The sequence below is a fragment of the Sinimarinibacterium flocculans genome (assembly GCF_003201205.1).
GTDB lineage: Bacteria > Pseudomonadota > Gammaproteobacteria > Nevskiales > Nevskiaceae > Solimonas > Solimonas flocculans.
This window is the reverse complement of the sequence record NZ_QICN01000013.1, coordinates 82,922-95,508: the sequence shown is the minus strand read 5'-3', so window position 1 is coordinate 95,508 and position 12,587 is coordinate 82,922. Positions and strand designations below refer to the sequence as shown.

The following is a 12,587-nucleotide window of genomic DNA, read 5'->3' as shown; positions in this document are numbered from 1 at the left end:
AAAGTTGGCCTATTGCGGGCCCATCTCACGGTTTCGTCATCATCATGACACTGCCCGAATCTAGTCTCGCGCGTCTTTGATTGCGCATCGGAATCGTGAATATGGACCGTCGTCAGTTTCTCCGCCAAGTCAGTATCGCTTCGGGGGGGGCTTTGCTCCCAGTACTGGCCGGTTGCGGGAGCAGTACCGCAATTGGCATAGACCCACGCGCTGGTGAGGCGGCCTTCCTGCACGGCGTCGCCTCGGGTGATCCGCTGTCCGATCGGGTGATTCTGTGGACGCGCGTCACCCCGGAGGGCGAGGGTTCGTTGCAGGTGCGCTATCGCGTCGCCACCGATCCGGCCATGACCCAGGTGCTGATCGACGAGCGCGTGTTCACCGATGCCGACCGCGACTACACGGTCAAGGTCGATCCGCTGGGCTTGCAGCCCGGCACGACCTATTACTACCAGTTCGAGGTCGGCACCACGCGCTCGCCGGTGGGGCGCACCCGCACCCTGCCGGTAGGCGCGGTCGATCATCTGCGGCTGGGCATGGTGTCGTGTTCGAGCCTGGCGCACGGCTGGTTCAATGCCTACCGGCTGCTCGCGCAGCGCAGCGACATCGACTGCGTGCTGCATCTGGGCGACTACATCTATGAATACGGCAACGGCGAGTACGGCAGCGCGCGCGACTACGAGCCGCCCACCGAGATCCTCACACTGTCCGACTACCGGATGCGTTACGCGCAATACCGGCGCGACGAAGACCTCGCCGAGCTGCATCGCCAGCACCCGATGATCTGCATCTGGGACGACCACGAGTCGGCCAACAATGCCTGGGTCGAAGGCGCCGAGAACCACACCGAGGGCGCAGAGGGTAACTGGCTGCTGCGCAAGGCTGAGTCCATCCAGGCGTACTTCGAGTGGATGCCGATTCGCATGGTGGATACCAACGACCCGCAGCGCATCTGGCGTCAGTTCCAGTTTGGCGATCTGCTCGATCTGCTGATGCTCGACACGCGCCTGTATGGCCGCGACGAGCCGCTGCTGCTCGCCGTGGGCGGGCCGCGGGTCAATTCCCCCGACCGGCAGCTGCTGGGCGCGCCGCAGCAGGCGTGGCTCACGTCGCGTCTCAACGAGGCGAGCGCGCAATGGAAGTTCATCGGTCAGCAGATCATGTTCGGCCAACTTAGATTGTTGACCTTGCCCGAGGTGGAGCTGCTCGGTGTGCCATTGACGCGGGAGCTGCTGGCGATCAACGGCGACCAATGGGACGGGTATGCCGCTGCCCGCCAGCGGGTCTTCGATGCCATTGACGCCGGGCAGGTCGAAAACGTGGTGGTGCTCACCGGTGACATCCACAGTTCCTGGGGCATCGAGCTGTATCGCGATCCCGGCGAGTTGGTCACGCTGCTCAACAACATTACCGGCAACCCCCTCGATCTGGGCCTGATCAAGGCGAGCGCGGTCGAGTTCGTCACCCCTTCGGTAACCTCGCCGGGCTTTCCGGCGGCCACCACGCCCCTGTTGCGCACGCTGTTCCGGGCGGTCGACCCACACATCCAGTACTTCCAGGGCGACCGCAACGGCTATGTGGTGCTCGACATCAACCGCGACCGCTGCCAGTGCGACTGGTGGTATGTCGACACCATCGCCGAGCGCGGCGGCGGCGAGTCATTCGGCCACGCCCTGTTCAGCCGCTCCGGTGAAAACCGCCTGCGCCGCGCCGACGCGCCGAGCCCCGCGCGCACCGACGCGCCGCCGCTCGCGCCCTGAACTGCAACGAGCCGCTTCAGCGCCCTACCCCTCAACCGGAGCGCGTCCCATGTTTCGCAGCCTGCCGCACGCCCATCGCCGCCCCAGCCCGCAGGGCCTCAGCCGCCGCAGTTTTCTGCGCCAGAGTCTGGCCAGCTCGGGCCTGATCGCCACCGGGCCGCTGCTGTGGAGTTGCAGCGACTCCGGATCGGGACCGGGCGGCACCGTGCTGGCGCCATCGCTGACCGCGCTCGGGCCGCTGGGCGCGCCGGACGCCAACGGCATCATGCTGCCGCCCGGCTTCAGCTCGCGCGTGATCGCCGAGTCGGGACTGCCGGTGGTGTCCGACCTGCTCGGCAACCTGCTCAGCCCGCTGCTCGGCTACAACTGGCACACCTTTCCCGACGGCGGCGCCACCTTTGCCGCGGAGGACGGCGGCTGGGTCTATGTCTCCAACAGCGAATCGGTGCCCGGCGGGGTCGGCGCGATTCGTTTCGACGCCCAGGGCAATCGCGTGGATGCCTACCGCATCCTCGCCGGCACCCTCATCAACTGCGCCGGCGGGCCGACGCCGTGGGGTACCTGGCTGTCCTGCGAGGAGATTCCGATTGGCCGGGTGCATGAGTGCAATCCCTTCGGCGGCCTGCTGGCGGCACGGGCGCTGCCGGCGCTGGGGATTTTCGACCACGAGGCCGTGGCGGTCGATCCGGCGCGCCGCCAGCTGTTCTTGACCGAGGACACCGGCGACGCGCGGTTTTATCGATTCGTGCCCAGCAGCAGCGACTGGCCCGTCGGCGCCGAGCGTCCGCAGCTCGAAGACGGCGTCTTGCAGGTGATGGAAGTGCCCGGCTTTGCCGACTCCCGCGACATCCCGCTGGATGCCCCGCCGATGCCGGTGCAGTGGATCGACGCGCTCAGTCCCGACCAGCCGCAGAGCAACAACCGTATCGCCGAGGCGACGATCTTCGCCGGCTCCGAGGGCATCTGGTACGTGGACGATCTGGTGTACTTCACCGCCAAGTCCGGCAACCGCGTCTGGGCCTACGACACCGCCCAAGAGACGATCGAGCTGATCTACGCCGCGAGCCTGTTCGGCGGTGATGCCGCGCCGCTGCGCGGCGTCGACAACTGCGTGGTCTACAACCCCACGCGCGACCTGCTGGTGGCCGAGGACGGCGGCGACATGCGCATCGCGGCGATCGGGCTGGACGGCAGCGTCGTGCCGATCCTGCGCGTCGACGGGCAGGACGGCTCCGAGATCACCGGCCCGGCATTCTCGCCCGACGGCACCCGCCTGTACTTCAGCTCGCAGCGCGGCGGGCGCCTGTCCGGCGGCATCACCTACGAAGTCACCGGGCCCTTCAGCGGACGCTGAGGCCGATCATTGGGAGCGCCACGATGAGTCCGCCGATCGACCGTCGAAAGTTCCTGCGCGGCAGTGCAGCGCTCGGCGCCTTTGCCGCGCTGGGCGGCCTGGGCGCCTGCGGGGACAGTGGGCCGGCCGCCGCCGACGGCGGGGCTGCGGTCGACCTCGTGCCGCCGCCAGGCTGGGACTATCCGGCCATCAATGAGCTGTTGCCTTTCGGCCATGGCGTGGCCTCCGGCGATCCGCTGGCCGACCGCGTGATCCTGTGGACGCGCATCACCGTGCCCGACGCGCGCGGCTGGGCCGTCGCCGATCCTCAGGGGCTGACGGAAGTCGCCGTCGACTGGCTCGTCGCCACCGACCCGGCGCTCGACGACATCGTGGCCCGCGGGCGCGTGCGCACCGACCGCGGCCTCGACTGGACGGTGAAAGTCGATGCCGCCGGGCTGCCCTCGGCCACGACCTACTACTACGCCTTCGAAGCGCTGGGGCGCCGCTCGATCACCGGTCGCACCCGCACCGCGCCGGCGCCGGGCGACGCGGTCGCCGAGCTGCGCATCGCGCACGCCGCCTGCTCCTCGTACTGGTCGATGGACTTTCACCCCTATGCGCGCATCGCCGAGCGCGACGATCTCGACCTGTTCTGTCATGCCGGCGATCATGTCTACGATTTCGTCGACGACAAACAGTGGTATCGCGCGCGCAACGACGTCTTCGACCCGGAGTACGTCGACTTCCGCGACTGGCGCAACGCCGACGAATGCGGCCGCCGCTACGCGCTGTACTACAGCGACCCGGATCTGCTCAAGGCGCATCAGTCGCTGCCGTTCGCGATCATGCCCGACCAGCACGATGTAGACGATGCCACCGATCCCGACACCGGCATCGAATTCACCCGCGCCGAGGCGGCGCAGGTGTTCTGGCTGTGGACGCCGTCGCGGCCCCCGCTGCCCGACGGCTCCGGTGAATTCGGCCCGCCGCCCACGCCCGATACCAACATCGCCTTCGTGCCGCGCACGGCGGCCGAGCTGTTCTACCGCTACCTGCCCTACGGTGATCTGGCCGACGTCATATTGATCGACCAGCGCCGCCACCGCGATCCACAGGCGCCCAGCGAGATGGGCAAGCTGCTCGGTCAAGCACAGACCGCGTGGCTGCAGCGCGTACTGCTGGCCTCGACCAATGAGCGTGGCGCGGTGCAGCGCGTGGTCGTCAACCAGATCAACCTGTCGCAGCTGCTGCTGTTCACCGCGCCGCTGCCGGGCCTGTTCGAGACTCTAGGCCTGAACCCCAACGGCCCCGAGCTGTACACCAGCGGCTGGGGCGGCTTTCCGGCGGCGCGCGACGAGTTCTACGGCTTTCTGCGCGAGCACGGCATCGTCGACAACCTGGTGATGTCCGGCGACAGTCACGGCTGGTTCGCCAATGACCTCATCGAAACCGCCGGGCTGCCGGCCTACAATCCGGCCAACGGCGGCGGCACGCGCGGCGTCGTCGGCGTCGAGATCGTGCCCTCGGCGATGGGCCGTGCCAACGGAGTGGATGTGGTGGCCGGGGCGCTCTACGCGGCGGCCCACGGCGGCCAGCCGCCGCTTGCCGACTACGCCACGCAGGCCAATGTGTACGTGCCGCTGGCGACGCCGATCATGGTGCTGGTCGAGGACGCCGCGCGCCTGGTCAATCCGCAGCTGCGCTACTTCAACTGGCGCACCTACGGGTATGGTCTGGCGCATCTGACCGCGGACACGCTGGTTTGCGAGCTGTGGGAAGTGCCAAGCCCGCAGGCCGCCCCGGAGCAGACCTTGCTGCGGCAGTTCGTCTCGGCCGTGGGCGCGCCGCACCTGGCGTCCGTGCCCAACCCACAGCCGACGCGGGGCGGGCGTCAATCGCCTGCGGCGCCTTTGCCGGCGGGCGTCTGAGCATGCGCGCTCCCATGTTGCGCGTCGCGTGCGCCGCACTGGCCCTGGGCGTCGCTGCCTGCGACGGTGACGGCGCGCTGGACGCGGGCGCCGCGCAGACGCATGGTGACTTCGTCGCCATGACCTTCAACACCGGCATCCCTGACTGCTCGCGCGCCCCGGGCGCAGCGTACGACTGCGACGACGCCCGGGTCGCTGGAGAGTGGTACGGCACCGGCCTGTCGTTCAAAGTGCTCGTGGCAGAAGTGCAGGCGTACATTGCCGGCGTCCAGCCCGACATCGTCGCGTTCCAGGAAATCTTCCATAGCGAGGCTTGCGCGCAGATTCCGCCGGCGTTCCATCCCGGCTTCGTCTGCGAGGACTGGCAGCCGGGCGATCCGAGCGTGGTGCAGCGCGTGCTCGGTCCCGGTTACCAGATCGCCTGCAACCTGGAAAAGCCGGACAAGTGCCTCGCGGTGAAGGAGGCGTTCGGCCGCTGGCGCGGCTGCACGGGCGCGCTGTGCCTCGATCATCTGGCCGGCGCGCGGGTGGCCGACTGCGGCGGCGGTTCGCGCGTCGGCCGCGGCGTGATCATGCTGGCCGGCGGCGGCGAGCTCACTGTGGTCCACGTCCACGGCACCTCCGGCATCACCCGCGCCGACCAGGCCTGCCGCTCGCAACAGTTCGAGCAGGTGTTCGCCGATCTGGGCGACGGCAGCGGCGCGCCGGCCGCCAATGGCGCCCGCAACCTGGTGATCGGCGATCTCAACGTCGATCCGGCGCGCATGTTCTGGGACGCCAGCGCGGCGACCTGGAACCGCCACGTCGGCGACGGTCTGGCCTTTGGCCTGCTCACGGACGCCGGCCCCGGCGCCGAGCCGACCTACGCCAGGCTGTTCAACATCGATCACCTGGTCAGTGACCGCCTCGAGGGTGACTGCGTCGCCGGCACTGCCACCGCCATCCGCGCCTTCGACCACCTGCCCATCGTCTGCCATCTGCGCCTGCCGACCCAGATAGGCGCTGCATCGCGTGGCGCAAGCTAAACCCTGGCTCAGGCGTGGTTGTTGCTTGAGATCCCCTGAAAAAACAGCTTGATCATGGCCTGCGCCTGGCCTTCGAGCGAGAACGAGGTCGGCGCCCTTAGCCAGCTGCAGTAGATGCCCAGCATGTAGGCGTGCAGCGACAGCGCCGCCGTGCGCGGTTCCAGGTCCGGGTCGATTTCGCCGGCAGCGCGTGCGCGATCGAAAAGCTGCTCCAGGTGCGCGCGGGCGTCTTCGAGGCTGCGGCGCACATAGGCCTGGGTTTCCGGCGAGCTGGAGCCATCTTCCAGGCGCAGCAGCAGAATCGCATACACCCGCTGCCGGCGACGATCCCGGGCCAGCTCCAGCAGGGCGTCCAGGCAGAGGGTATGCAGGGTGTTCAAAAAGCCCTCGGGCGGGCTATCCCCAATGCCGCAGATCAGCTCCTGCAGGGGCAGCCGGCCGCGCGTGACCATGGCATCAAGCACATCCGCCTTGTCGCGGAAATGCCAGTAGATCGCCCCCCGCGTCGCGCCTGCCCGGCGTGCAATGGCTTCCAGGGTGCTGCGCGCATAACCTCGCTCAAGAAAAACTTGCTCGGCGGCGTCCAGCAGCGAGTCGCGGGTTTCAGCTGCCTCTAGCTTGGTACGTCTGGCCATCGATCCCTCTTCGTCATCCAAATGACGCGACTCCCGCGTTACATTGGTTTATGTTTGCATACATGCACGTCTGTATGCAAAATGCCGGTTCTGTCGGCTGGAGGTTTCCTGATGGCACGCTGCACCCTTCGCGGTCTGTTGGTCCGCCGCTATTCCCCCGGACTCGGCTGCGCGCTGTTGCTGCTGGCCGCAGGCTGCTCCGATGGTGCGTCGGCGCCCCAATCCACCCCGCCGCAACCGCCCCCGGCACGCGTGAGCCTGATGCCGGTGCAGCCGCAGTCGGTGTCGCTGGCGCGCGCTTATCCGGCGCGCGTGCACGCCGTGGCCGACGCGCAGGTGCGTGCCCGGGTGCCGGGCCTGCTGGTGGCGCAGGCGTATCAGGAAGGTGCGCGGGTCGAGGCTGGCACGCTGCTGTTCCGGATCGACCCGGCGCCGTTCGAGGCCCGTGTGGCGCAGGCCGAAGCCGAGGCCCAGCGCGCCCAGGCGCAGTTGCGGCAGGCGCAGCGTGAATGGGAGCGGGTCGCTGCGCTGTTTGCCGAGAATGCCGTGAGCGCCCGCCAGCGCGATGAAGCCCAGTCGGCGCTCGAGCTGGCCGAGGCGGTCTCGGCTACGGCCCAGGCGGCGCTGCGCGCCGCGCGCATCGACCTGGGGTATACCCGGGTGACTGCGCCGATCGGCGGCGTGACCGGTCTGCGTGCGGTCTCGGAAGGCAATCTGGTGAACGTCGGCGACCTGCTGACCTCGGTGCAACAGATCGACCCGATCCATGTGCTGTTTTCGGTGCCGGAGGCGGACGCGGCCCTGTACCGGCGCCACCTCACCATGAGGGCGGACGACGCCGCGCCGTCGCAGGGGCGTTTGCGGGTGAAGGCCCGATCTTCGGACGGCCTCAAGGATATGCACGAGGGGATGATCGATTTTCTCGCAGCCCGCGTTGATGCCCAGACCGGCAATGTGCAGGTACGCGCCATCTTTCCCAATCCGCAGGGCGAGCTGACGCCGGGCCAGTTCGTGCGCGTGTCGATCGAAGGGCTGCGCATCGACGATGCACTGGTGGTGCCGCCGCAGGCCATCGCGCAGGGCGCCGAAGGACCGGTGGTGTATGTCGTCGACGACCAGCAGCAGGCGCAACCGCGACCGGTGACCCTGGGCGCACTGGCCGAGCAGGGCCAGGTGATTGGCACCGGCCTGAGCGGCGGCGAGCGGGTGATCGTCGGCGGTCTGGTCGGGGTGCGTCCGGGTGCGCGGGTCGCGCCCTCTGATCCGCCCGTGGAAGCGGCCCCATGATTTCCAAGTTCTTCATCGACCGGCCCGTGTTTGCGACGGTGCTTTCGATCACCATCACCCTGGCGGGGCTGGTGGCGATGCGGTCCTTGCCGGTCGAGCAGTATCCGCAGATCGTCCCACCGGAGGTGGTGATCCAGGCGCGCTTTCCGGGCGCCAACGCGCAGACGATCTCCGAGACCGTCGCGGCGCCGATCGAACAGCAGGTGAATGGTGTCGAGAACATGATCTACATGCGCTCCACCAGCTCGGATGCCGGCTCGATGCGCATGTCCGTGTACTTTGACGTCGGCACCGATCCTGACCAGGCCACGATCAACGTCAACAACCGTGTCCAGGCTGCGCTGCCCACCTTGCCGGCCAACGTGCGCAATCTGGGCGTGACCGTCCGCAAGCAGTCCAGCTCGATTCTCGGGCTGGTCGCGCTGTCCTCGCCGGACGGGCGCTACGACCGCCTGTTCATGAGCAATTACGCGCTGATCAACATCATCGACGAGATTCGGCGCATACCGGGCATCGGCGATGCGTCGTTGTTCGGTGCCGCCGACTACTCGATGCGCATCTGGCTGCGGCCCGACAAGCTCGCTGAATATGAACTGACGCCCAACGATATCGCGGAGCGGCTCCGAGAGCAGAATACCGACGCGGCGATCGGCAGTCTCGGCGCACCGCCAGCCGGCAGCGACGTCGCTTTTACCTATACCGTCACCGCCCTGGGGCGCCTGTCCGACGCCGAACAGTTCAAGAACATCATCGTCCGCTCCAATGACGACGGATCGTCCCTGCGCCTCAAGGACGTCGCACGAATCGAACTGGGTGCCCAGCGTTACGAATTCTCCGCCGTATTCAACGGCAAGCCCACCGTGCCGATCAGGCTCTCTCTGCAGCCGGGGGCCAACGCGCTGGACACGATGGCCGCGGTGGAGCGGCGGATGGAAGCGATGGCGCAGCGCTTCCCCGAAGGCCTCGAGTACAACATTCCGTTCACGACCACACGCTTTGTCGAGGTCTCCATCGATGAGGTCATCAAGACCTTCATCGAAGCGCTGGTCCTGGTGGTCGTGGTGGTCTTCGTGTTTCTGCAGAATGTGCGCGCCACCCTCATTCCGCTGCTGGCGATTCCGGTCTCGCTGATCGGCACCTTTGCCGGTATGCAGCTGCTGGGTTTCTCGATCAACCTGCTGACCCTGTTCGGCATGATCCTCGCGATCGGCATCGTGGTGGACGACGCCATCGTCGTGCTCGAAAACGTCGAGCGCCTGATGACGCAGGAAAAGCTGCCTCCGCGTCAGGCCGCGGTCAGGGCGATGCAAGAGGTGACGGGGCCGGTCATCGCCATTGTGCTGGTGCTGGTGGCGGTGTTCATCCCCGTGGCCTTTCTCGGCGGCATGACGGGTGTCATGTACCGGCAGTTCGCGATCACCATTGCGGTGTCGGTGGTCATTTCCGGCATCGTCGCGCTGACGCTCACGCCGGCACTGTGCGCCTTGATTCTCAAGCCCGTGCACGACGAGCCTGCGGCGCCGTTTCGCTGGTTCAATCGGGTGTTCGATCGCGTCACGCAAGGCTATCTCGCCGCCGTGCGCTACCTGCTTCAACATGCCGTGCTGGGGGTGTTCCTGTTCGCGGGCCTGACCGCGATAACGGTCGTCCTGCTCATGCGGCTGCCGGGCGCTCTGGTGCCTGGCGAAGACCAGGGCTATGTGATCGCCGTGAGCCAGCTGCCGCCGGCCGCCGCGTTGCACCGCACTTCGGCGTCAATGGAGGACTTCACGACCAAAGTGCTGGAGAACAAGGCGATCGAGGGCATGACCAGCTTCGCCGGGTTCGATCTGCTCGCTGGCGCGCTGAAAAGCTATGCCGGCGCGTCCTTTATCTCACTCAAGCACTGGGACGAGCGCACCGGGAAAGATCAGGATTCCTTTTCCGTTGTTGACCAGCTGATGCGCGTTGGCGGGAGCATCCCCGAGGTCAAGGTCAAAGTGATGAATCCGCCGCCGATCACCGGCATTTCGACCACCGGCGGTTTCGAGGGTTATCTGCAGAGCCGCTCGGCAGCGCCGCCAGACGAGATCGCCGCCACCGCCCAAAAACTGGTGGCGGCTGCCAACCAGCGGCCGGAGCTCTCGGGAGTGCGTTCCACCTTTACGACACAGGTCCCGCGCTACCGCATGGATGTGGACCGTGACCAGGCGCGCGCGCTGCGCGTGCCGGTGAGCGCGGTCTACGAGGCGATGCAGAGCACCTTCGGCTCGCTCTATGTGAACGACTTCACGCTGTTCGGTCGCAATTATCAGGTCAATCTTCAGTCAGAAGCCGAGTTCCGGGAAACACCCGACGATCTCAAGGAAGTGTTCGTCCGCTCCGACGACGGCCACATGGTGCCGGTCTCGACCTTGGTCCGGATCGAACGCAGCCGGGGCCCCGATCTGGTCGATCGCTTCAACGTCTTCCCGGCAGCCAAGATCCTGGGCGCCCCGGCCCCTGGCTACAGCTCAGGCCAGGCCCTCGCGGCGATGCAGGCGGTGGCGGCAGAAACCCTGCCGGCGGATTACCAGATTGGCTGGGTCGGGCTCGCGTACCAGGAAATCGCTGCTGCGGGTGCCGGGCAACTCGCATTCGTGTTCGGCATCGTCATGGTGTTCCTGATTCTTGCCGCGCAGTACGAGCGCTGGACGCTGCCGCTGGCCGTGGTCACGGCGGTGCCCTTCGCCGTGTTCGGCGCCGCGCTGGCGATCTGGATGCGCGGCCTCGAGGTGGACCTGTATTTTCAGGTCGGCATGCTGGTGTTGATCGGCCTGGCGGCCAAGAACGCGATTCTCATCGTCGAGTTTGCGGTGCTGTCGCGCGCCGAAGGACAGTCGATCCGCGACGCCGCGATCAACGCCGCGCGCCTGCGCTTCCGCCCCATCATCATGACCTCGCTGGCCTTCATCATGGGGGTCGTGCCGCTGGCGCTGGCCAGCGGTGCCGGCGCTGCCAGCCGGCACTCCATCGGCACCGGCGTGATCGGCGGCATGCTCGGGGCCACGGTGCTGGCGATCATTTTCGTGCCGATGTTCTACCGCCTGATCGAGGAGATCACCGAACGCCTGGGCGGCCGGCGCGGTGCCGCATCCGCCACTGAGGTCCGCAGCCATGACTGAGCCTCGGACTCCGGGGCGGACCGGCGCGGCCTTGCGCATGGTCGGCATCGCCAGCGCCGCCGCACTCGCCGGATGCGCGTTGACGGCGGACTATCAGCGTCCGGTGCTGGATCTGCCGGCGCAATGGCCTGACACCCTGCAGGCCGCCCAGCAACTTCAGGGCGACTGGACCCAATGGTGGCAGCGCTACGAGGACCCGGCACTCACCCAACTCGTCGACGACGCCCTTGCCGCCAATCTCGACCTGCGCGCCGCGGCCGCCCGGGTACGTCGGGCACGGGCTGAACTCGGCTTCACCCGCGCCGACCAATACCCGACGCTGAACGCCCAGGCCGACGTCGTGCGTGGCGACACCGGGCAAACCACGTCGGCTGCCGATGGCCCGGTCACCCGCTACCGGATCGCCGGTGTGCTGGCCTACGAACTCGACCTTTGGGGGCGGCTGGCCCAGGCCACCGAGGCTGCCCGTGGCCGCTGGCTGCAAACCACCTTCGGCGCCGACGCCGTGCGCCTGGCGCTGATCACCGATGTGGTCACCGCCTACTTCAACCTGCGCGCGCTGGATCGCCAGATCCGCACCACCCAGGACACGATCGCTACCCGCAACGAGGCCTACCGGCTGGAGCAGGTCAACTACCGCAACGGTGCCACCACCGAGCTGACGCTGCGCCAGTCGGAAGCCGAGCTCGCGCTGGCCGAGGCCCAGTTGCCCGCGCTGCAGAACCGCGCCGGACAGGTGCGGCGCACGCTGGCGATCCTCACCGGGCGACCGCCGTCCCAGGTGCTGCAGCCACCGGCGCTGCCCGCCGTGGCGCTGAGGGACCTTACCCTCGACACCCGCCTGCCGAAGCTGCTGCCTTCCGAGCTGATCGAACGCCGGCCCGACATTCGCGCGGCGGAGGCCGGGCTGATGGCCGCGCAGGCCGACATCTCGGTTGCCCGCACCGCCTGGCTGCCGCGCATCAACCTCGCCGGCACCATCGGCAGCGCCGCCACCGATGCCGACGCCCTGTTCACCGGCCCGGCGCAGCTGTGGGACCTGGGCGGATCGGTGCTCGCCCCGCTGCTCGATTTTGGCCGCATCCGCGCCGGCGTGGACGTCGCCGAAGCGCAGCGTGATCTGGCCGAGCTGCAATACCGCGCGAGCATTCGCGACGCCCTGCGCGAGGCCGGCGACGCCTGGACCCTGCTCGAAACCGCCAGCCGCCGGCTCGAAGCCCTCACCCGACAGGTCGGCGCCCTGCAGGCCGCGGTGCGCCTAGCGGAAACCCGCTACCGCAACGGCTACTCGCCGTTCTTCGAAGTGCTGGACGCGCGGCGCTCGCTGCTCGCCGCCGAACTGGCGCAGACCGAAGCCGTTCGCGATCGGCTCATCGCCACCGCCCTGCTGTTCAAGGCACTGGGCGGCGGTTGGCGTGAACCCTGCCCGGACTGTGCCGCCGGAGGGTGAGCGGCCCGCAGCGCGCCGTGCGTTCA

At 67.9% G+C, this 12,587-nt stretch carries 8 protein-coding genes; 7 read left to right on the top strand and 1 reads right to left on the bottom strand.

The features are described from left to right. Positions 1–80: 80 nt before the first annotated feature. From C8D93_RS18610 to C8D93_RS18595, 4 genes are read left to right on the top strand one after another with little or no spacing between them, the layout of a single operon-like run. On the top strand, positions 81–1,757 hold the full coding sequence (locus tag C8D93_RS18610) for an alkaline phosphatase D family protein (RefSeq protein WP_245904001.1): 1,677 nt from the start codon (positions 81–83) through the stop codon (positions 1,755–1,757). A gap of 49 nt (positions 1,758–1,806) precedes the next feature. Continuing rightward, positions 1,807–3,111 (top strand): alkaline phosphatase PhoX, encoded by a 1,305-nt coding sequence (locus C8D93_RS18605; RefSeq protein ID WP_110266739.1) that lies wholly within the window; start codon positions 1,807–1,809, stop codon positions 3,109–3,111. Positions 3,112–3,134: 23 nt separating this feature from the next. Next, complete coding sequence (locus tag C8D93_RS18600; protein WP_110266738.1) at positions 3,135–5,021, top strand: alkaline phosphatase D family protein; 1,887 nt, start codon at positions 3,135–3,137, stop codon at positions 5,019–5,021. Between the two features lie 2 nt (positions 5,022–5,023). Beyond that, complete coding sequence (locus tag C8D93_RS18595; protein ID WP_110266737.1) at positions 5,024–6,046, top strand: hypothetical protein; 1,023 nt, start codon at positions 5,024–5,026, stop codon at positions 6,044–6,046. Between the two features lie 8 nt (positions 6,047–6,054). Here the strand turns inward: C8D93_RS18595 and C8D93_RS18590 are convergent, their stop codons facing one another. Further along, positions 6,055–6,681: a TetR family transcriptional regulator gene (locus C8D93_RS18590; RefSeq protein WP_146216660.1), complete on the bottom strand. Its 627-nt coding sequence runs from the start codon at positions 6,679–6,681 to the stop codon at positions 6,055–6,057. Between the two features lie 111 nt (positions 6,682–6,792). Between C8D93_RS18590 and C8D93_RS18585 the strand changes: the two genes are divergently transcribed. Genes C8D93_RS18585 through C8D93_RS18575 form a run of 3 tightly spaced genes read left to right on the top strand, consistent with a single transcriptional unit; the run spans position 6,793 to position 12,561 of the window. After that, positions 6,793–7,968 carry an efflux RND transporter periplasmic adaptor subunit gene (locus tag C8D93_RS18585; RefSeq protein WP_211307419.1) on the top strand — a complete coding sequence of 392 codons (1,176 nt, stop codon included), beginning with the start codon at positions 6,793–6,795 and terminating at the stop codon, positions 7,966–7,968. After that, complete coding sequence (locus C8D93_RS18580) at positions 7,965–11,111, top strand: efflux RND transporter permease subunit (protein WP_110266734.1); 3,147 nt, start codon at positions 7,965–7,967, stop codon at positions 11,109–11,111. Before C8D93_RS18585 ends, C8D93_RS18580 begins: the two co-directional genes overlap by 4 nt. Then, positions 11,104–12,561 (top strand): efflux transporter outer membrane subunit, encoded by a 1,458-nt coding sequence (locus C8D93_RS18575; protein WP_110266733.1) that lies wholly within the window; start codon positions 11,104–11,106, stop codon positions 12,559–12,561. Before C8D93_RS18580 ends, C8D93_RS18575 begins: the two co-directional genes overlap by 8 nt. The last annotated feature ends 26 nt before the right edge of the window (positions 12,562–12,587 follow it).